15 protein-coding genes are annotated in these 20,197 nt (G+C 44.2%); 10 read left to right on the top strand and 5 right to left on the bottom strand.

From position 1 onward, the window contains the following. Positions 1-5: 5 nt before the first annotated feature. The gene (locus A9Z07_RS12970; protein ID WP_004773213.1) at positions 6-1,157 is read right to left on the bottom strand and encodes a LysM peptidoglycan-binding domain-containing protein; all 1,152 of its coding nucleotides are present in this window, start codon (positions 1,155-1,157) and stop codon (positions 6-8) included. A 123-nt stretch (positions 1,158-1,280) separates the two neighbouring features. Here A9Z07_RS12970 and def point away from each other — a divergent pair, with 123 nt between their 5' ends. The 3 genes from def to A9Z07_RS12955 all read left to right on the top strand — a co-directional run bounded on the left by def (position 1,281) and on the right by A9Z07_RS12955 (position 4,461). Further along, complete coding sequence (gene def, locus A9Z07_RS12965; protein ID WP_004773212.1) at positions 1,281-1,811, top strand: peptide deformylase; 531 nt, start codon at positions 1,281-1,283, stop codon at positions 1,809-1,811. Positions 1,812-1,835: 24 nt separating this feature from the next. Continuing rightward, positions 1,836-2,267: a DUF2946 family protein gene (locus A9Z07_RS12960; RefSeq protein WP_004773211.1), complete on the top strand. Its 432-nt coding sequence runs from the start codon at positions 1,836-1,838 to the stop codon at positions 2,265-2,267. A 73-nt stretch (positions 2,268-2,340) separates the two neighbouring features. Then, positions 2,341-4,461 carry a TonB-dependent copper receptor gene (locus A9Z07_RS12955; RefSeq protein ID WP_069579196.1) on the top strand — a complete coding sequence of 707 codons (2,121 nt, stop codon included), beginning with the start codon at positions 2,341-2,343 and terminating at the stop codon, positions 4,459-4,461. Between the two features lie 47 nt (positions 4,462-4,508). Here A9Z07_RS12955 and A9Z07_RS12950 read toward each other — a convergent pair whose 3' ends face one another. Beyond that, a complete protein-coding gene (locus A9Z07_RS12950; RefSeq protein ID WP_069579194.1) occupies positions 4,509-5,270 on the bottom strand; it encodes a hypothetical protein in 762 nt (253 codons plus the stop codon). A 315-nt stretch (positions 5,271-5,585) separates the two neighbouring features. Then, entirely contained in the window at positions 5,586-9,080 is a 3,495-nt protein-coding gene (locus A9Z07_RS12945; protein WP_171258979.1) for a PAS domain-containing hybrid sensor histidine kinase/response regulator, read from the bottom strand. Between the two features lie 184 nt (positions 9,081-9,264). Here A9Z07_RS12945 and A9Z07_RS12940 point away from each other — a divergent pair, with 184 nt between their 5' ends. Next, on the top strand, positions 9,265-9,597 hold the full coding sequence (locus tag A9Z07_RS12940) for a DUF485 domain-containing protein (RefSeq protein ID WP_004773206.1): 333 nt from the start codon (positions 9,265-9,267) through the stop codon (positions 9,595-9,597). A 1-nt stretch (position 9,598) separates the two neighbouring features. Further along, positions 9,599-11,314: a cation acetate symporter gene (locus A9Z07_RS12935; protein WP_062846323.1), complete on the top strand. Its 1,716-nt coding sequence runs from the start codon at positions 9,599-9,601 to the stop codon at positions 11,312-11,314. A gap of 49 nt (positions 11,315-11,363) precedes the next feature. On the opposite strand, the gene A9Z07_RS12930 is transcribed toward A9Z07_RS12935, so the two are convergent. After that, on the bottom strand, positions 11,364-12,572 hold the full coding sequence (locus tag A9Z07_RS12930; RefSeq protein WP_069579190.1) for an oxygenase MpaB family protein: 1,209 nt from the start codon (positions 12,570-12,572) through the stop codon (positions 11,364-11,366). An 85-nt stretch (positions 12,573-12,657) separates the two neighbouring features. On the opposite strand from A9Z07_RS12930, the gene A9Z07_RS12925 reads away from it, so the two are divergent. After that, complete coding sequence (locus tag A9Z07_RS12925; RefSeq protein WP_004773202.1) at positions 12,658-13,254, top strand: TetR/AcrR family transcriptional regulator; 597 nt, start codon at positions 12,658-12,660, stop codon at positions 13,252-13,254. Between the two features lie 46 nt (positions 13,255-13,300). After that, on the top strand, positions 13,301-13,984 hold the full coding sequence (locus A9Z07_RS12920) for an ion channel (protein ID WP_004773200.1): 684 nt from the start codon (positions 13,301-13,303) through the stop codon (positions 13,982-13,984). Here the strand turns inward: A9Z07_RS12920 and A9Z07_RS12915 are convergent. Then, complete coding sequence (locus A9Z07_RS12915; protein WP_069579188.1) at positions 13,978-14,934, bottom strand: LysR family transcriptional regulator; 957 nt, start codon at positions 14,932-14,934, stop codon at positions 13,978-13,980. The genes A9Z07_RS12920 and A9Z07_RS12915 overlap by 7 nt on opposite strands. Positions 14,935-15,163: 229 nt before the next feature. Between A9Z07_RS12915 and A9Z07_RS12910 the strand changes: the two genes are divergently transcribed. From A9Z07_RS12910 to A9Z07_RS12900, 3 genes are all read left to right on the top strand, one after another. Next, positions 15,164-16,372 carry an acyl-CoA dehydrogenase gene (locus tag A9Z07_RS12910; protein ID WP_069579186.1) on the top strand — a complete coding sequence of 403 codons (1,209 nt, stop codon included), beginning with the start codon at positions 15,164-15,166 and terminating at the stop codon, positions 16,370-16,372. Positions 16,373-16,507: 135 nt separating this feature from the next. Continuing rightward, positions 16,508-17,731 (top strand): CaiB/BaiF CoA transferase family protein, encoded by a 1,224-nt coding sequence (locus A9Z07_RS12905; protein WP_069579183.1) that lies wholly within the window; start codon positions 16,508-16,510, stop codon positions 17,729-17,731. A 233-nt stretch (positions 17,732-17,964) separates the two neighbouring features. Continuing rightward, positions 17,965-19,941, top strand: a complete 1,977-nt coding sequence (locus A9Z07_RS12900) for a BCCT family transporter (protein ID WP_069579180.1) — start codon at positions 17,965-17,967, stop codon at positions 19,939-19,941. The last annotated feature ends 256 nt before the right edge of the window (positions 19,942-20,197 follow it).

Here is a 20,197-nt window from a genome sequence, read left to right as displayed (position 1 = left end):
AGGCCTTAATCGTCAAGACGTGGTGGTTTGATATCTGAGCCAAGCTTAATTGGTAACTCGCTTTCGAGTACATAGGCATAGCTGATACGGTCAAAACTCTTGAAGATCATGACACTACCCAAATATTGTCCAGGTAGTTTCACTTGTTCTTTGGTTTTTGGGTCACGAACAGTTTCACCATCTTGATAGATACTAAATACCTGACCGACCTCAACACCATCAACCGTTCCACGATCTACGGTTACGACCCCATTTTTTGCGGCTGTACCGATAGAACCCATCACACGGATAATTTTACCGCCATCTTTGACCTGATTAGCGTCAGTTGGATAGAACAGAGTTGGAAGCATGGCATCCTGTTCAGCCATAACACGGTCGCCACGACGTACTTCACCATTATAGCTATCGGTCAGTTCAACCGTAGTAATGTCATTTTCACTACGAATCGCCACACCTGAGGCAACTTGAGTCAGTTCAACGCCAAGATTCTGTTTTTTACCATTCTGATCCAGTACTACATAGGGTTCACCTTCACGGAATACGCCGTAGCGTTGGCCATTTTCAAGGCCTTGTCCACGCACATAAACACTTTGGCCTTTACCTGCCATAACACGGTTATCAGCAGTGCCGAGAATATAAGGTGTATTGGCAATCGCGTCTGCTGGCAGCACAGAAGTGCGCTCTAACCATTGCTGAATATGTGTCAATGGAATAACAGGCACGCTATTGTTCAGTGCTTCAACACGGACTTGCGGGCGTAGGGTAGACGTATTGCCTGTATAGCGACGAATAATACCGTCACATCCATCACCTTCATCTTTACCAATCAATGGCTTACCGTTCAGGCTACAGAGTAATAGGCGATCCCCTGGATAAATCCAGTGTGGATTTTTGACATGCTTATTGCTTGCCCAGATTTCAGGCCAGCGCCAAGGCTTCTTTAAAAATTTACCCGAGATATCCCAGAGTGTATCGCCTTTTTTCACCACATAGACATGCGGAGCACCTACTTTTACTGCAGGTGGGCTAACATTCGGGCTGGCTGCATGCGCAAAATTGACACTCATCCCCAATCCTGCACAAATTGCAGCTGCAATCAGTTGTTTTTTTAACCCCAAGGCATGAAATGATGGTATGCCGTTTAAAACCTTTTTCATTATCATAATTCCTAAAAATTATGTGTGTAGTTGCGCTATAATAACGACTTTACACACAATTTTTTTGATCAAGCATTCCCTTCAGTTGGTTTTTTGATCAATGGCATAAGTGAGGACGACAGTATGGCCTTATTACCTATTTTAAGTTTTCCTGATCCCCGCCTTCGTACCATTGCCAAGCCAGTCGAAGAAGTCACTGATGAAATTCGTCAGCTTGCAGCAGATATGTTTGAAACCATGTATGAAGCACCAGGTATCGGTTTGGCGGCAACTCAGGTTGATCATCATATTCAGCTTATTGTTATGGACATCTCGGAAGAGAAAAACCAACCGATGGTGTTCATTAACCCCAAAGTCATTCCACTGACCGAAGATACTCAGCCTTATGAAGAAGGCTGTCTCTCTGTGCCTCAAATATACGACAAAGTTGAGCGTCCGTCACGCGTAAAAATCGAGGCAATTAACCTTGAAGGTCAAGCATTTGAGTTAGAAGCTGACGAACTTCTCGCTGTTTGTATCCAACATGAAATGGATCACTTAAATGGCAAACTTTTTGTCGATTATTTATCGCCTTTAAAACGTCAGCGTGCCCGCGAAAAAGTGGAAAAAGTGGTGCGCCAACGCGATAAAGAGAAAGTTGCAGTTAAACGCTAAACTGTAGCGACGATGAATTAACAGATGTTGTCCTTGTTTCGTTGTGGGTTGTTGCTGGCTTTAACCGCGGTCTGTTTACAGATTGCGGTTTTCTTGCAGCCGCTCCTTCCGAAGCAATATCAGATTGCGCCTGTGTGTGAAACCATCACCCAAGCGCTTCTGTTACCTAAACTACAAAGTACCCAGAGCCATTCGGCACAACATCCTCATGAACATCAGCTTGAGCATGCTCAGGTTTCGATGCCGCATCATGACCATCATGATCCTAATCACCAATGTCAGTACTGTACGGTTTATGCCAATCTGGTCCTGCCGCCTGAATTTGGTGTGAAAGAAGTGCTGGTTCGGATTCAAATCCGTTTAGTTGCTTATCAGCAAGCATTTAAGCATGTTTATTTTGCACTACAACGATTATTTCTGTTGCCCCAAGGGCGAGCCCCGCCACTCTTTGCATAAATTAAAACGTCATTTTCATTAGGGTTTTCAAAACTCTAGCCTAGTTTTACTTATGTTTTAAGAGAGACCTATCATGGCTCAACCTAAATTTTTATTACAACCGCTCACGGTTGCGATCCTTGCTGCCTCAAATACGGTAACGGTTTGGGCAAATCCAGCCGACTCATCCGCAACTGAACATGCTCATGTTTCGCTTGCGCCGATTGTGGTAACCGCCCAACAACCAAATGAAAGCAATGGTTTGGTGGTACAAGCCGATCCAAAACAACCGATTCAGCCGATCCCTGCAACGGATGGGGCAGATTATTTACAAAGTATTATGGGCTTTAATGCGATACAGAGTGGCGGTACTAATAGTGACGTGACTTTCCGTGGCATGTTTGGTTCACGTATCAAAATTCTGACCGATGGTACGGAAAATCTGGGGGCATGTCCGAGTCGTATGGATGCACCGACCTCGTATATTTCACCCGAAAGCTATGATCGTATTTCGGTGATTAAAGGCCCACAAACGGTTCAATATGCCAATACAGGTTCTGCTGCAACCGTGATTTTTGAACGTCAACCTGAAAAGTTAACCCAAGCTAAACCTTATCGTGGACAAGCAAGTGTACTGTGGGGTTCATTTGGGCGTTTAGACCAAAATGTTGAAGCCGCGGTTGGGGACGAGAAAAAATATATCCGTTTGAATGCCAATCGTTCTGAGTCGAATAGCTATCAGGATGGTGACGGTAAAACCGTGCCTTCTTCATGGGAGCGCTGGAATGCAGACGTCGCTTTAGGCTGGACACCTGACGAAAATACCTGGTTGGAATTGACGGGCGGCAAGGCTGATGGCGAGGCTGAATATGCGGGTCGTGGTATGGATGGTGCCCAATTCGCGCGTGAGAGTTTAGGTCTGCGCTTTGAAAAGAAAAATGTCACCGATGTGATCAAGAAAATTGAAGGTCAGGTGAACTATAGCTACAACGACCATATTATGGATAACTATAGTTTGCGCACACCGCCCATGGTTGAAATGCAGCATGGTGATCACAGCATGCTGATGCCAAACCCAATGGCAATGCAAGTGACGCGCCGTACTTTGAACTCACGTTTGGCGATGACCTCTGAATGGGATCAGTGGAGTTTAATCACTGGAGTGGATTCTCAGTTCAATAAACATGGTGGCAGCATGTCATCACCGATCATGCCATCTATGAATGTTCCATTCCGTCAGGATATGCGCTTCCAGTCTTATGGTGCTTTTGGTGAGTTAACCTATCAGTTGAATCCGCAGAACAAGATTGTAACAGGCGCTCGTGTCGATCAGGTCAAGGTGGATGATGAGCGTGCTGACTCTAAAGCTAAAGGGTTCAATACCCAGCTTGAAAAAACCTTACCAAGTGCGTTTGTGCGTTTGGAAAATCAAAATGCCGAGCATGGCCTTAACAGCTATGTTGGACTGGGTTATGTAGAACGTATGCCTGATTATTGGGAGCTATTCAGTCCTGAACATGGTAATGCAGGTTCGAGCAATACTTTTAACGGCGTCCGTCCAGAAAAAACCTTACAGCTAGATCTTGGTTTTACCCAGCAACAGGGTGCATTTAACTCATGGGTTTCTGCTTATGCAGGACTGATTGATGATTATATTCTGATGAGTTATCACGATCATAGCCACTTACATGAAGGTGGACATGGCGGGCATGGAGGTGGTGGAATTACCGCAGGTGCCAAGAATGTTGATGCCACCATTGCAGGGGCTGAGGCTGGAATCGGGTATCAGTTTACCGATCATATTCAGGCAGACGTGAGTGCGATGTATGCATGGGGTAAAAATACCAGCGACAATACGCCGTTGCCACAAATTGCACCTTTAGAAGGTCGTGTGAATTTACGTTATGTTGCTGATAAATACACGCTTGGTATGTTGTGGCGTGTCGTCGATCAGCAAAACCGTGTGAGTTTGCACCAAGGAAATATCGTGGGATATGACCTTAAACCAAGTGCGGGTTTCTCAACGATTTCATTGAATGGTAGTTATAGTCTGAATAAAGACGTCGATCTTTCAGTTGGTGTCGATAATCTGCTCGATAAAACTTATACCGAACACCTCAATAAAGCGGGCAGTTCAGGTTTTGGTTTTGCCAGTGAAGAGCAGTTCAATAATACTGGACGCAACTACTGGATGCGTATGAGCATGAAGTTCTAAGCCATGCAAAAACAAGGTGGATCAGTCCACCTTGTTTTACTTTAGCTCTAAGCCAGACAATCCTGTTTTGGCATCAGGCTATCGCAATACAATGGATTTAATGCACATTGCAAATCATCAATTTGTTCTTGAGTGACGTAACCCTTACTCTTGAGATATTCCGCCACGCGGTCATCACGCAGGCTTAAAAATGCCGCATCGTAAACGCCTAAATCAACAAATAAAGCGGCTGTTTCCAGACTATTAAAATGATCGAGGAAAACATCATTATCATGCATCAGGAAAATATGTGTGAACGGTGCATTGCTATCGACTTTTAAAAGCTGTGCCAATTGTTCAGGACGCGTTTTGATAAACAATAAGTCGGAAAGTTCATCAAACTGGCTTTTGTCCAGTTGGTTTTCATCGCCTTTGACATGACTTAACCATGCTTTAAAGACCAGAACTGCACCGCCGCGTAACAGCATGCTCCAGATTTGATGGCGTGTTTCATGGCCGAGATGAGCAGATTCTGCTTCAAGTGCATCTAAAAATTTCTGTTCTTGCTGTGCCAGCTTTTCAAATAATCCCAAACCTTGTGGATGGTAGGCTGCGGGAGCAAATACATCAAAATTCAGTTCATGGAATACATTCAACGCCAGTGGAACTGCCGCCTGATAGAGGGTATCCAGTGCATGTAAATGTGTCTCTTCGAGTTTGCTATGCGCAAAAACCTGTTGCCAGTCTAATTGCGGTAATAAGGCATTCGCGCTGTATTGGCGATAAAACTGTTGTGACGTATGGTCTGTTGTGGGGTGACTATTATTCATGATCAATGTCCTTTTCGACAGTCTGTTTCTAGAAACCCAACACGATGAGCCATAGGTTTCCATTAATTTGATCAATTTATGCGGTATCAAGAAAGCAAGTAGAATACGACTAAAGTTGTAGGGTGGTTTTTTAGGGTAAAATTATAAAATAAAAACAATAACTTAATTAATTGTAAGTAAGTGTACAAACGTTCACTAATGTAAGTGAACGTTTTTGCCATAGCCAATTATCATTTGAGCACTTTGGTCAATTTATCATCGCTCAAAATGCTGCTTTTTGATGATTTTTGCCTATATTGCAAAATATTTGGTCATTTATTGCATAGGCATGATTTTTAAACCAGATAACCACGCACGTAAACCAGCAGGTTTAAGCGGCTTTTTCAGCAATACAATATTCTGCTGTTTTAAATATTGAGGCAGTTCTGGATCAGAATCTGCTGTGATCAATGCTACTGGAATATGTGCAGGACGATATTGTTCAATAAAGTCCAAACCACGTTGATCATGATTCAAATGCTGATCAATCAGCCAGACCTGAATCTCTTCCTGCTCAATGAGTCGTAGTGCTTCTTCAGGTTCTGTTGCAGTGAAGATCTGATAGCCCCATTTGCTCAACAGTGTTCGCATGCCTTCCAGAATGGTTTCATCATTATCCAGACACAGGACTTTATAGGCCGTATGCTGTAATGCTGTCACATGAGGTGTCGCCGTTTGAATTTTAGGTGCTTCCACTAAAGGTACTTCGATCATGAAGCAGGAGCCTTTGCCTAGTTCAGAATAAACATGTACGGGGAAATCCAGCAGGCTGGTCATTCGTTGTACAATCGCAAGCCCCAGTCCAAGACCTTGTTCGCCCCAAGGTGAAGTATGCCCACAACGCTCAAACTCTTGGAACAGTTTAAGGCGCTGTTGTTCATTAATCCCTGGCCCTGTATCCCACACACCAATACGAATATGGTTTGCTCGCTGTGCGGAACGCAACACACCAACCACCACACGTCCTTGCGCTGTATAACGTAAAGCATTGCTGACAAAATTCTGGATAATTCGTCGCATCCATTGAGGATCGGTATCTACCCAAAACTTGGTATCGTGGACGGAGAGTTGAATATCGCGCTGGGCCGCAATGGATTTGAACTGTAATTCTAGGTCGTTCAATAAATCATGCAATGAATAGGCTTGGCGTTTGGGTTGAATGGTACCGCCTTCTAAACGGGCAATATCAAGTAGGGCAGAGAGCATACTTTCTGCGCCGTAAAGTGCCCGATCCAGCTGTTGTAAGGTCTGCTGATCTTCTGCGGAATGGACACTTTGTTCTAAAGCGGTGCTAAATAGACGTGCTGCATGCATCGGTTGAAGTAAATCATGACTGGCTGCGGCCAAGAAACGGCTTTTCGATTGATTGGCTTTATCGGCTTGTTCCAGCGCCAATTGCTGTTCGGTCAACGCATTCGCAAGCTGCTGGGTTCGGTCACTGACACGTTCTTCCAGTACGGCTTCATTTTCACGGAATGCCGTAATATCGGCAAAAGTGGTGACGAAGCCACCACCTTCAATTGGGTTGCCGCGCATTTGAATAACGAGACCATCTTTACGAATCCGCTCGAACTCATGGGCACTGCCGACTTTCATCCAGTGCAGTCGTTTACGCACATGTTCTTCAACTGGGCCCGGCCCACATTCACCACGTTCCGCGTTATAGCGAATCAAGTCTGCAATTGGACAGCCGACATAGACCAGATCTTTTGGATAATCAAATAGTTTCAGGTATTGGTTATTCCACGCCACCAGACACATATTTTTATCCACCACACTGACCCCTTGTGTCATGTGATCGATCATGGTCATCAATAAATTTTGGTTAAAACGCTGCCATTGCGAGGCTTGGTCAAGAATATTCGCGACTTGACCCAGCGCCAGACCATTATTAATCATGGCAGTGGTCAATAAGGTACGGGCAGAGGCAGCTCCAATAATCCCCGCCAGATACTGCTCGGTAAAGCGCCACCACATGCCATTCGCCACATGATTTTCATTTAAAACCACATGGTTTTGCTCACAAAATTGCTGAAAAGCTTGTAGTGTTGGTTTATCGCCGGTAATACGCTTGGCCAATGCCAGTAAATCACCGACTTTAAGTCGTGCAGCATTCAGATGCAGATCTGTCAGGTCAGTGTTGGACTGGGCTGAAGGCAATGGTTTGCTTTCATAATAGAAAAAACTTTCCGCCTGAATTTGTTCGGCTACACTTGGACGGTAAAGGCGCGATACCCAAATATAAAGCACCACGTTCAAACCTAAAGACCACAACACACCATGGGTGAGTGGGGCAAACGATTCAAATCCGAGTAAGGCTTCGGGACGTAAGCCATTAATATTAAAAGGCCCAAACAATAAAATATGTTGTGCAAAATCTTGATAGTGATCAGGCAGGCTACGCAGTACAGTCGGGAACAGTAAGGTGTAGCTCCACATAGCAAAGCCCATTAACAGGCCGACGTAGACACCCTGACGACTTGCACCACGCCAGTATAAGCCGCCAATCAAGGCAGGAGAAAATTGTGCGACCGCACTAAAAGCCAGTAGGCCAAAAACAGAGAGTTGATTGATATCATTAAAGAAATGGAAAAACAAAAAGCCCAGTAACATCACGCTAATGATACTAATGCGGCGGGTGAGTTTGAGTACCCGAGGCAAATGCTGATCATGACGGGAAATAATTTTAAAACGCCACAGGGCAGGCATAATCAGGTCATTACTGAGCATAATTGACAATGCCACAGAGGCAACCAAAAGCATTCCGGTCGAAGCTGAAAAGCCTCCCAGAAAAGCCAAAAGTGCTAACCAATCTTGCTGATAGCTCATCGGTAAGGCCAGTACGGCAATGTCTGGTGTCCCCAACGATTCGGGTAAAGAATGCAGCGCCCAACTGGCAATTGGAATGATCGCAATCACGGTCAGAATCAGATAGGCAGCGAACCAGCGACGCGCCCCACGAATATGTTTTTCATCCCGTAATTCCACCACCGCCACATGGAACTGGCGTGGCAGGCAGATCATGGCTAGACCTGCCAGTAATGTTTGCACCCAGAAAGTTTCAGGGACACCGAGTTGTTGCAGGTCATGAAAATGCTGATGAACATCAGTACTGACCTGTTTAATATTGTCCGGTGATTGTAATAAGAAAAATGCTGCCACACAGAGCAGGGCAAAGAGCTTAACAAAGGACTCAAAGGCAACAGCCAGCATTAAACCGCCGTGCTGTTCGGTATGCGCAATATGCCGTGTCCCAAAAATCATGGCTAAAATTGCCAGTACAGCCGTCAGCACCAGAACACTATTGGTGGTGGTATGGATATGTGCGTTTTGCTCCAGAATTACCGAGGCGCTGAGTGCAATAGCGCGAAGTTGCAAAGCCAGATAGGGCACAATCGCAATGACGGCAAGAATCGTGACCAGTGCTGCCAGACTTCCACTTTTGCCGTAACGAGCAGCCACAAAATCGGCAATTGACGAAATAGCATGGTGCTGACGGATGCGGCCCAAGCGCTTCCAGATGTCATAACCAAACCAGATAAATAGCAATGGCCCAAGATAAATCGGTAGAAAGATCACGCCTTGACGAACCGCGGCACCTGTTGCGCCATAAAAGGTCCATGAAGAGCAATATACGCCCAAAGTTAAGCTGAACAGCAGCATCCGACCACGCGTACTTAAACGGCTAGCGTGCTTTTCACCAAAAAAAGCACAGCCGAATAACAGCACGATGTACAGGGCCAATACCCCAAGAATAAGCCAACTGTTCATATTGCTCACGTGATCAAATTCCATTTTTTATCATACCCGAAGCGCGGGTATAGCAAGGAGTAGAGATTTGCATTTAGAGACCAAAGTCTAAGTTACGAGTCAATCATAATCTTGTTAAGTTGGATAATGAAAAATCCCACGTAAAAAGGGGTCCACGGTTGGACACAAAAATAAGGAGTTGATTATGGATGATTCTCAGGTAGATCGAATTCTACATAATCCAAAGTTTCAAGAAATGGTCAGCAAAAAGCGTACATTAAGTTGGACATTAACAGCAATCATGCTGTTTATCTACGTTGGATTTATGCTTTTAGTTGGCTATAACAAAGAATTTTTAGCAAGTTCATTTAGCGGTGGTGTAACCACTTGGGGTATTCCCCTCGGTTTAGGCATTATTGTGTTGTCATTTATTTTATGTGGGGTGTATTCCTACATTGCCAATAATAAGCTTGACCAGTTGAATGAAGAAGCCCTCAAGGAAGTTGAGGCCATTGCACATGAAAAAGGGATGCACTGAGATGAAAGGGACATCATTCAAAGCGATACTGTTCACACTGCTCAGCTTTTGCTGCACAAGTATTGCATTCGCCAGTCCAGATTTAGGTACAGCTGAACAGCAAGCGACCAACTGGCATGCGATTATTATGTTTACGATCTTTGTCGGTTTTACATTGTTCATTACCAAATGGGCAGCGAAGCAAACCCAGTCTGCACAAGATTTCTATACCGCTGGTGGCGGGATTAGTGGTTTCCAAAATGGTTTGGCGATTGCCGGTGACTATATGTCAGCTGCATCGTTCTTGGGTATTTCTGCATTGGTGTTCAGTTCGGGCTTTGATGGCTTGCTCTATTCACTCGGTTTCATGGTCGGTTGGCCAATCGTTTTGTTCCTTGTGGCAGAGCGTTTACGTAACTTGGGTAAATATAACTTATCCGATGTGGTGTCGTTCCGTTTGGAAGAAAAGCCAGTCCGTACCTTGGCAGCATTTAGTTCATTGGTTGTCGTGGCGTTCTACCTGATTGCACAGATGGTGGGTGCAGGTCAGCTCATCAAATTACTCTTTGGTTTGAACTACAACATCGCAGTTGTGATCGTAGGCCTCTTGATGATGGCGTATGTGATCTTCGGTGGCATGTTGGCAACCACATGGGTGCAAATCATTAAAGCAGTGATGTTGCTCAGTGGTGCGACTTTCATGGCATTTATGGTAATGAAAGCAGTTGGTTTTAGCTTCACCAATATGTTTAATCAAGCCATTGATGTGTATAGCCAGGCGCACAGCATGAGCTGGGATGAAGCCGCTAAAATCATGGGGCCAGGTTCGTTAACGGCAAACCCGATTGATGCGCTTTCACTTGGTCTTGCCTTGATGTTTGGTACTGCTGGTTTACCGCATATCTTAATGCGGTTCTTCACGGTGAAAGATGCCAAAGAAGCACGTAAATCAGTTGTGGTGGCAACAGGCTTTATTGGTTACTTCTATCTTTTAACCTTCATTATCGGTTTCGGTGCGATCCTGTTTGTTGCAAATAACCCGCAATTCCTTGATCTTGCGAAAGCAGCAGTGACAGGCAAATTAGAGCTGGTGGGCGGTAACAACATGGCGGCAGTTCACTTGAGTGATGCTGTGGGCGGTGACTTGTTCATGGGCTTCATTTCAGCGGTCGCATTCGCAACAATCCTTGCGGTGGTTGCAGGTTTAACGCTGTCAGGTGCATCTGCAATTTCACATGACCTTTATGCCAACGTATTCAAGAAAGGCAAAACAACACCTGAATCTGAATTGAAGATGTCAAAAATCGCAACTTTAGGTTTAGCGATCTTCGCCATGATTTTGGGTATCTTGTTCGAGAAACAAAACGTTGCCTTTATGGTTGGCTTGGCATTCTCGGTGGCATGTTGTGCAAACTTCCCGGTACTCGTGTTATCAATGTTCTGGAAAGGCTTAACAACGCGTGGTGCAGTGATTGGTGGTGTCGTAGGTTTAGTTGGTGCGGTGAGTCTGATCATTCTATCTAAAGCGGTTTGGGTAGATACCTTGGCGATTTCTGAAACTGCGCCAAACCCATTCAATGGCCCAGCATTATTTGCAATGCCACTTTCATTCTTCTGCTGCTGGTTCTTCTCTGTAACAGACAAGTCAGCGCGTGCAGAGAAAGAGCGTAAAGCCTTTGATGCTCAGTTTGTTCGCTCAATGACAGGGATCGGTGCTTCTGGCGCGTCAGATCACTAATTCGCTTGAGCTAAAAAAAGCCCTCATTGATTGAGGGCTTTTTTATGGCTTATTGATGCATGCTCGCCAGTTGTTGTGACTGATTGCGATAGAGCGACAAGCCAATGCGTTGCAAATGACGCCCATTTTGTTCAAGAAAACGGTTTAATTTTGGAATATGTTTGGCACTGGTATACAGCGCTAAATTTCGACCAATCAGATAATAAGCAAACCAAGCTGCTGATTGCGGAGCCAAACCTAATTTCTGCATTTTCTTGCGACCAATAAAAAACTGGGTAATTTCTAAATGCTGTTTATATGCCAGTTTTTGCTGGAAAGTCCGTAAATAACGATATTTGCGTTCGAATGGCTCTTTTGAAAGACTGGAGCCAAGCGAAATACTACTGGCATCGGATTGCGGATGGGCAAATTGCATCCAGTAAATCAGTTTCCAGCCTTCTGCCTCATGATCGACCAGCCATTTTTCCTCAACACCCATTAACCAGCCCGCATATTTCCAGAAATGTAAAAAGCTATCAATTTCCTGCTTGCTCGGAAAAATCCCCAAAGCACGAATACCAATCAGTACCACACCACTAAAGGCAATATTGGTCATGGCCTGATCGTATTGGTTGATCGGTAGACCCCAAGTCTCGGCATCCCATTTTTCTGATTTTTGCAGTTGATGACGAACCAGTGAATGAATAAAACGTACAAAAATGGTGGAGGTAAAACCTTTGCTAAAACGTGAAAAACCATCTGCTTCGGTGATGTCGACCCACCATTTGGTGGTTTCAGCGAGACGTGTTCCCGCCTGTTTCTTTAATGCACCAGTCAGGATCAGAGGTTGGTTAAATCCCGGATACATATAGCCAGTCATTAAGGATAAATCTCGCAGGATCAGTCCGTTATTAATGCCTAAACGATAAGTAAATTTAAGTGCCTCATCGACTTTGGTTTGCTCGTACCACGCAGGTTTTTGTTCAATGAATTGGAAGAAAGTGGTGAGTTCAGGAATTTCATGCGGTAATTTGTCTAAGCCCTCATAAAGCGCCGTTTCAAAATATTTACGATGAAGTTTAGGGTTTTGTAGCACCCAAAGCAGTACCTGATCCATCGGTTCATCACCACTTTGCAGGGCTGTGTTCAAGTCAAGATATTCCTGATAACTCGGTTGAACTTCCTGTCGGGTCATATAACTGAGAATTTTCGTTTTGATATTGCGCTGAATCATGTCTTCAAACGCCGCCAAGCGTTTAGGTTTAACGATGCTTTGCATTGCATAAAGTCCCTGATTGTTATTTAATCAAAGCTTAATATGAATAATTATTCGCATTCAATTCGCATTTCAATTGAGGCTGAGCATGAGAAAACGACCGCAGCAGCAACGCGCCAAAATGATCGTTGAAAGCATTTTGGAAGGGGCACAGAAATGTATTTCTGAATATGGGGTTTTGCAGGTGACTACACCTAAAATCTCTGAAAAATCAGGGGTGAGTGTTGGATCGATTTATCAGTATTTTGAAAATAAAGAGCAAATCATTGCGGAATTATTGCTACGTAAAAGTGAAAATTTGGGACAGGCGGTAAAGCAACTGGTGATGCTACAACAGCAAACGTCTATTCAGGACATCATCACATTAAGTATTGCCTTTGGCTTTGAATCGCTAAAGTCTGATCAAGGCTTTTTTATCGAAATCTTAAAAAACTGGCATGCATATAGTGATTCGGAAGCGGCACAAGTTTTAGAGCAGCACTTTTTAGAAGTCGGCATGTATTTATTCGGGCGTTATTATCCGCACTGGGATTTTGAGACCTTAAAACATAAGTCTTTTGTAATTATTAACAGTACCTTATTTACCATGATGCGTTATGCCAGTAAAAATACTTTTCTTATTGAAGAACAACGCCTGCAACAAGAACTGTCTAAAATGATCGTTTCTTTTTTAGATGCAGTATGATGCACTCAACAAAAATGAAAACCATAACAATATTCAGGAAAACCACATGCAAAGCTTAAAACAATTCTGGAGTACATTTCGTTTATTGCCATCTGCATGGTTGTTGCTGGTCCAACTGGCTTTATTGGTTCTGTATATGCTGACCTATGGTGATAGTGAATATCGTGCCTTAACTTGGTCAATGGGCGTTTTGGCTCTGCTGATTATTGCTAAGGTGATTCGACAAACACCTGTATTTACCTTTTGGGGTTTGGTTTTTGTCAGTGGTGCCTTCCTATTTTCGATTATGCTCTTTATTGGTTATGCCACGCCGACCATTCAAATTATGGCCTATAGTTTTGAGGCTTTGGCCTATTTCTATGCGGCTTATGGCTTGTTGCGCTATATGTTTGCCGACCGTTATCTGACCAAGGATGAGCTATTTGCAGCAGGTGCCGTATTTACCTTGATCGCTTGGGCCTTTGCTTTTTTATACAGTATTTGTCAGCTACTTTTGCCGAACAGTTTCCTGAATCCCAATCAGCCCCAAGCTTTACAAAGTTGGCTGGATCTGCTGTTCTTAAGTTTTAGCCTGCAATCGGCAACAGGTTTATCTGACTTGATGCCGATGAGTCCAGCCGCCAGAGTCCTAGCAATGTTACAAATGTTTGGTGGGGTGATGTACCTCGCCGTGGTGGTATCCCGTTTGATTGCATTGCAATATATTGCGCATTTACCCAAAAATCAGTGATCCGATGTTGAAATGAAGCGGGTTGTAGTTTCCTGTTCCAGCCATTCGATGAATTTCAGCATAATCGGATTATGCGGCTGTTCGGCATAAACAAAATAATAGCAACGCGAACCGCTGAGTTTATGCGATGACACGATGATCAATTCTCCTCGATTCAGTTCTTTTTCTATCAGCATTTGTGGAATCAGGGCCACGCCAAGATGGTGTGTAGCGGCAACGGCCAGCATGGAAAACAGCTCATGGCGCTGACCTTCCATCGCATAGGGGGCGTTATAGCCCAGACTGTCGAACCATTCTTTCCAGATTGCAGGGCGAGTGGTCTGTTGTAATAAGGGCAGTTGTGAGAGTTGTGCCGCAGTCAGATCCAGCGCCGCTGGTGATTCATTTGGAATCAGATCAGGGAAGAACTTTTTAATCAGCGTCGGCGAGCAAACGGCAACGACTTCTTCTTGCATCAAAAAATGTGCAGTTGTTCCGGGCCAATTTTCAACTTGAGCGGGCGTACCTGCATAGATGGCAGCATCAAAAATCTGCTCACTGAATAAAAAGGGCTTGGTGCTGGTCTCAAGATGGATGGTAATTTCGGGATAGTTTTCATTAAAACGATGTAGGCGTGGTAGCAGCCAGCGTGTTGCAAAGGTCGGCACTACCCCGAGTTTGAGTGTGCCACCTAAACCTTGATGTGACATCAGGTCGAGCGTGCTGTGTTCCAGTCCGAGCAAATGCGTCTTGATATTCTTGAGATATTGCTCTCCCGCAATCGTCAGTTCTACCCCATGTCGGACCCGATGAAACAAGGGCAGATTAAGAAACTCTTCCAGTTGCTGAATCTGTCGGGAAACCGCACTTTGGGTCATGCTGAGTTCCTGTGCTGCGTGGGTATAGGTCTTATGTTTGGCAGCGGCTTCAAAACAAATCAATGACTGGAGTGAAGGAATCATACGTCGCATAACAGCGTCCTTGTGTTACCTGCAAAAAAAGAACCATGAGGTTGGGATAATTCAAGCGTTGTACATTATTCTCTGCTGTATTTTTAACAGAATAATGGAGTCCATTTCAATTGAGCTATGCATAAAACGCATAGCTGTATGAAAAAACATCGTTTGCCTGAAGCTTTAATCTGGCCTAGCATCATGTGCATCACTGATATTCAGATTGCTCAAAAGGAAGATAAAAGTCATGGCAAATCAAGGAAAGCGTGTCTCTTTTAACTGGCAAGATCCATTTTTACTCGAACAGCAACTCAGCTCAGAAGAACGCATGATTCGGGATAGCGCTCAGGCCTATTGTCAAGACAAGCTCATGCCACGCGTACTGGAACAATTCCGCCATGAAAAAACAGATCCAAGTATTTTTCGGGAAATGGGTGAGCTAGGTCTATTAGGCCCAACCATTTCAGAGCAGTACGGTGGAGCAGGATTGAACTACGTCAGTTATGGTTTGATTGCGCGCGAGATTGAACGCGTAGATTCTGGCTATCGCTCTATGGCCAGTGTGCAAAGTTCGTTGGTGATGGTACCTATTGATGAATTTGGTACAGAGGCGCAAAAACAGAAATACCTGCCTAAATTGGCAACAGGTGAATACATTGGCTGTTTCGGATTGACTGAACCTGATCATGGCTCTGATCCGGGAAGCATGCTGTGCCGTGCCAAAAAAGTTGCAGGCGGTTATCGTCTCAGTGGCAGTAAAATGTGGATTACCAACAGTCCAATCGCAGATGTCTTTGTGGTTTGGGCTAAAGAAGTCTCTGAAGCAGGCAATGTCGGAGAGATTCGCGGATTTATTTTGGAAAAAGGCTGGGAAGGGCTCTCTGCACCTGCCATTCATGGCAAGGTCGGACTACGTGCATCAATTACGGGTGAAATCGTGATGGATCAAGTGTTTGTACCAGAAGAAAATGCATTTCCTGAGGTGCGTGGTCTGAAAGGGCCGTTTACCTGTCTGAACAGTGCCCGTTATGGTATTGCATGGGGTGCAATGGGTGCTGCTGAATTCTGTTGGCATACCGTACATCAATACACCATGGATCGTAAACAGTTCGGGCGACCTCTGGCAGCCAATCAACTCATCCAGAAAAAACTGGCAGATATGCAAACTGAAATTGCCTTGGGGCTACAAGCCGCTTTGCGTTTTGGTCAAATGAAAGATGCAGGCATTGCTTCAGTCGAAGGCACATCGCTGATCAAACGCAATAACTGTGGTAAAGCACTGGAAATTGCTCGATTGGCACGTGACATGATGGGCGGTAATGGCATCAGTGATGAATTTGGTGTAGCACGTCATCTGGTCAATCTGGAGGTGGTGAATACCTATGAAGGAACTCATGATGTGCATGCCTTGATTCTTGGGCGTGCACAAACAGACATCGCTGCATTTTCTAACTAAAAATTCATCACTTTTTGAACGTAAAGATACGCTTTTGGGTGTGTCTTTAGGCAAATTCATGCCTAAAAATATCGTCCAAGGCTGTGTAAGCGGGTTCGTCAATACGATCCACAACAATCATAAGGAAGGAACAGGATGGGTGCATTAACAGGTTTACGTGTACTGGATCTTAGCCGAGTGTTGGCAGGACCATGGTGTAGTCAGATTCTGGCCGATTTAGGCGCTGAAGTGATCAAAATTGAACGTCCTCAAACAGGGGATGATACCCGTATGTGGGGACCACCGTGGATGAAAGATGATGCAGGACAACCTACACGCGAAGCGGGGTATTATCAGGCTGCCAATCGGAATAAATACTCTGTCGCCATTGATATTGCATCAAAGGAAGGCCAAGCCTTGCTCAGAGAAATGGTCAAGGACAGTGATGTGCTGATTGAAAATTATAAAGTCGGTTCATTACGCAAATACGGGCTGGACTATGCCAGCCTGAGTGAAATCAATCCGAGATTGGTCTATTGCTCCATTACGGGCTTTGGGCAAACAGGGCCGCGAGCATCTGAACCTGGTTATGATTTTGTGATTCAGGGTATGGCGGGATTGATGAGCATTACTGGTGAAAAGGATGATCTGGCAGGCGGTGGCCCACAAAAAGTTGGCGTTGCAGTCACAGATTTACAAACAGGGTTATATGCCACCATTGCGATTCAGGCAGCGCTTTGGGCGCGTCAAACGACAGGAAAAGGACAGCATATTGATTTGTCCTTACTCGATGTGCAGGTTGCAGGCTTAGCCAATCATGGCATGAACTATTTGATCACAGGTCAGGCACCGAAACGTTGGGGGAATGCCCATGCCAATATTGTGCCTTATCAAACCTTTAAGGCAAAAGATAAGGACTTTATTATTGCGTGCGGCAATGATGCCCAGTTTAAAGCCTTGTGTCAGGCCATCGGTCAAGCTGAATGGGCAGCGCATCCCAAGTTTCGATTCAATCAGGATCGGATTGCGCATCGTGGGGAATTGACCACGTTAATGGATCAGCATTTTCTCACGCAATCTGCACAATACTGGGTAGCACGTATTCACGCTGTTAAAGTGCCTGTAGGTATGATCAATAATGTGGATGAGGCCTTGCAAGAACCGCAAGTACAGGCACGGGAAATGGTGGTGTCGATTCCACATCCACAATATCGTCAATTTAAAATGATTGCATCGCCATTGAAGTTGTCTGAGACACCTGTGGAATATCGTCTTGCACCGCCCCGTTTGGGAGAGCATACCCAACAGGTTTTAGCAAAATATTGTTCAACAGAGGTCTTGGCGGCGTTGACTGAGCAAGGGGTGATTGGGCATTTGTAGAGAATGCCCTGTGTCGTTTAGATCGCTGGAAATTGAAGCTTTATCTACATAAAATCAAAATCTTACTGTTTATTTTTATATTCTGTTACAGCATTACAACTGCGTTATTCTTGATATTTTTTATACTAGAGCACGAGTTTTACATTACATGAACTCGCTTTTATTCACGTTGTGAATGTCTTATTTTGGCTGTTATGGCCTGTCCATTATCATTAGAATAACGTGGGGGAATTATGCCTTCCAAGCCATCTTCGCTGTTTGCGAATGTGAATCCAAACGTGTTTTTAAGCACGGTGATCATTATTGCGATTTTTCTCGCAATCGTCATTGTTGCACCGAGTTCCTTTGAACTTCTTACACAGCAGCTTAAACAATGGATCACCGATTCATTTAGCTGGTTTTATGTTTTATCAGTCGCCGTCTTTTTGATTCTACTGATTTATATTGCCTGTTCCGCCAGCGGAAAAATTAAATTAGGACCTGATCACAGTCAGCCTGAATATAGCAATGGCTCATGGTTTGCCATGCTATTTACTGCTGGGATGGGGATCGGTCTGATGTTCTTTGGCGTGGCGGAGCCCGTCATGCACTATATCAGTCCACCGAGTGGTGATCCTGAAAGTGTAGAGTCAGCGCAGCAAGCCTTACGCATCACCTTTTTCCATTGGGGCTTACATGCCTGGGCAATTTATGCAGTTGTCGGGTTGGCGCTTGCTTACTTTGCCTATCGTCATAATCTCCCGTTAAAAACCCGTTCCGCTTTATATCCGATTATTGGTAAAAAGATTTATGGTCCTTTGGGCGATAGTATCGATATTTTTGCCACCATTGGTACAGTATTTGGTGTTGCGACCTCTTTAGGTTTCGGTGTTACCCAGATTAACTCGGGTTTACATTATCTCTTTGGTATCGAGCAAAGTAGCAATGTTCAGGTTGTTCTGATTATCTTTGTCAGTGCCTTGGCATCTTTATCTGTGTTCTTAGGACTGGATAAAGGCGTAAAGCGTCTTTCTGAGCTGAATCTGATCTTGGCTTTAGTGCTGTTGGCCTTTGTCTTTATTGCAGGGCCAAGTATCTACTTATTGCAAACAACCATTCAAAACACAGGTTCTTATATTTCCAATCTGTTTAGCATGACGTTTAACTTATATGCCTACCAACCGAATGGCTGGATTGGTGGCTGGACGATCATGTATTGGGCATGGTGGATTTCTTGGTCGCCATTTGTCGGGATGTTTATTGCACGGGTTTCACGTGGTCGAACCATCCGTGAGTTTATCGTCGGTGTATTACTGATTCCAACGGGCTTTACCATCATCTGGATGGGCTTCTTAGGGAATGCTGCACTGTTCAGCATTTTGCAAGAACACAATGTCACTCTGATTCAAGCTGTACAAAATGATTCTTCAGTAGCCTTATTTGAATTCCTGAATCATTTACCATTTTCGGGTGTGATGAGTTTACTGGCAACAGTACTGGTGATGCTGTTCTTCGTGACTTCTGCGGACTCTGGTGCATTAGTGACGGATTATCTGACCGCTAAAACAGAAAACTCGCCGGCTTGGCAAAGACTGTTCTGGACGGTATTGATGGCGGCTCTGGCAATTATTTTGCTGCTGGTGGGTGGTCTCGCTGCGTTGCAAGCGTCAATCATTATGAGTGCCTTACCCTTTACTTTAGTGATGTTATTGATGAGTTGGGGTTTATTGAAGGCCTTAAAAATCGATGTGACCAAAATGCAAGCTATTCAGGAAGCGCGTATTACACCGCGGGCAATTCATAATCCGCGTAGTTGGCAACAACGTTTAGGTCTGATTATGCATTACCCGCATACTGAAGCTGAGGTAAGAAACTATATTGATACTCAGGTGAGAAAAGCGTTTGAAAGTATTCAGAAAGAATTTAAACGCCGTCATCTTGAAGTGAATATTCAAAATACTGAACAAGGCTTGCAATTGCGTGTTGATCATCATCATGAGATTAACTTCATCTATACGGTATATGCCCATGAGACCGTACCGCCAAGTTTTATGCTTGGACAAGGTGATGCTGACGAAGCTCAATATTACCAGGCAGAAGTATTCTTGAGAGAAGGTGGTCAAAACTATGATGTCATGGATTGGACCCAAGAGGATTTAATTCAGGACATTATTGATCAGTATGAACGTCATCTTTACTTCTTGAATGTTGTACGAGGTACAACTTCTTAATCAGAGATTCGTACTGAATACAATAAAAACAACGGTTTTGAGCATTTCAAAACCGTTGTTTTGTTTTTGGAGCATCTTTTTTTTAAAGCTAATTTTTAGCTGAAAGCGCTTTTATAAATAAAAAATAAAATGAATCTGCTAAAGAAATGATCAACTTTAAGAGATTTTTGATGTTAATTAAAACGATTTTAATTAAAAGTCATTAAATAATAATTGGTTATACGTTTTCTTGTACTTTTAAATTACCTTTTAAGAT

It is taken from the genome of Acinetobacter sp. YK3 (assembly GCF_001729365.1).
GTDB lineage: Bacteria > Pseudomonadota > Gammaproteobacteria > Pseudomonadales > Moraxellaceae > Acinetobacter > Acinetobacter vivianii.
The sequence above is the reverse complement of the archived record's forward strand: the minus strand, read 5'-3'. Positions and strand labels throughout refer to the sequence as shown.

Excerpts from the sequence above, each read along its gene's own strand:
- A9Z07_RS12970 (WP_004773213.1), bottom strand. The coding sequence starts at position 1,157 with ATGAAAAAGGTTTTAAACGGCATACCATCATTTCATGCCTTGGGGTTA.
- def (WP_004773212.1), top strand. The coding sequence starts at position 1,281 with ATGGCCTTATTACCTATTTTAAGTTTTCCTGATCCCCGCCTTCGTACC.
- A9Z07_RS12960 (WP_004773211.1), top strand. The coding sequence starts at position 1,836 with ATGTTGTCCTTGTTTCGTTGTGGGTTGTTGCTGGCTTTAACCGCGGTC.
- A9Z07_RS12955 (WP_069579196.1), top strand. The coding sequence starts at position 2,341 with ATGGCTCAACCTAAATTTTTATTACAACCGCTCACGGTTGCGATCCTT.
- A9Z07_RS12950 (WP_069579194.1), bottom strand. The coding sequence starts at position 5,270 with ATGAATAATAGTCACCCCACAACAGACCATACGTCACAACAGTTTTAT.
- A9Z07_RS12945 (WP_171258979.1), bottom strand. The coding sequence starts at position 9,080 with ATGAACAGTTGGCTTATTCTTGGGGTATTGGCCCTGTACATCGTGCTG.
- A9Z07_RS12940 (WP_004773206.1), top strand. The coding sequence starts at position 9,265 with ATGGATGATTCTCAGGTAGATCGAATTCTACATAATCCAAAGTTTCAA.
- A9Z07_RS12935 (WP_062846323.1), top strand. The coding sequence starts at position 9,599 with ATGAAAGGGACATCATTCAAAGCGATACTGTTCACACTGCTCAGCTTT.
- A9Z07_RS12930 (WP_069579190.1), bottom strand. The coding sequence starts at position 12,572 with ATGCAAAGCATCGTTAAACCTAAACGCTTGGCGGCGTTTGAAGACATG.
- A9Z07_RS12925 (WP_004773202.1), top strand. The coding sequence starts at position 12,658 with ATGAGAAAACGACCGCAGCAGCAACGCGCCAAAATGATCGTTGAAAGC.
- A9Z07_RS12920 (WP_004773200.1), top strand. The coding sequence starts at position 13,301 with ATGCAAAGCTTAAAACAATTCTGGAGTACATTTCGTTTATTGCCATCT.
- A9Z07_RS12915 (WP_069579188.1), bottom strand. The coding sequence starts at position 14,934 with ATGCGACGTATGATTCCTTCACTCCAGTCATTGATTTGTTTTGAAGCC.
- A9Z07_RS12910 (WP_069579186.1), top strand. The coding sequence starts at position 15,164 with ATGGCAAATCAAGGAAAGCGTGTCTCTTTTAACTGGCAAGATCCATTT.
- A9Z07_RS12905 (WP_069579183.1), top strand. The coding sequence starts at position 16,508 with ATGGGTGCATTAACAGGTTTACGTGTACTGGATCTTAGCCGAGTGTTG.
- A9Z07_RS12900 (WP_069579180.1), top strand. The coding sequence starts at position 17,965 with ATGCCTTCCAAGCCATCTTCGCTGTTTGCGAATGTGAATCCAAACGTG.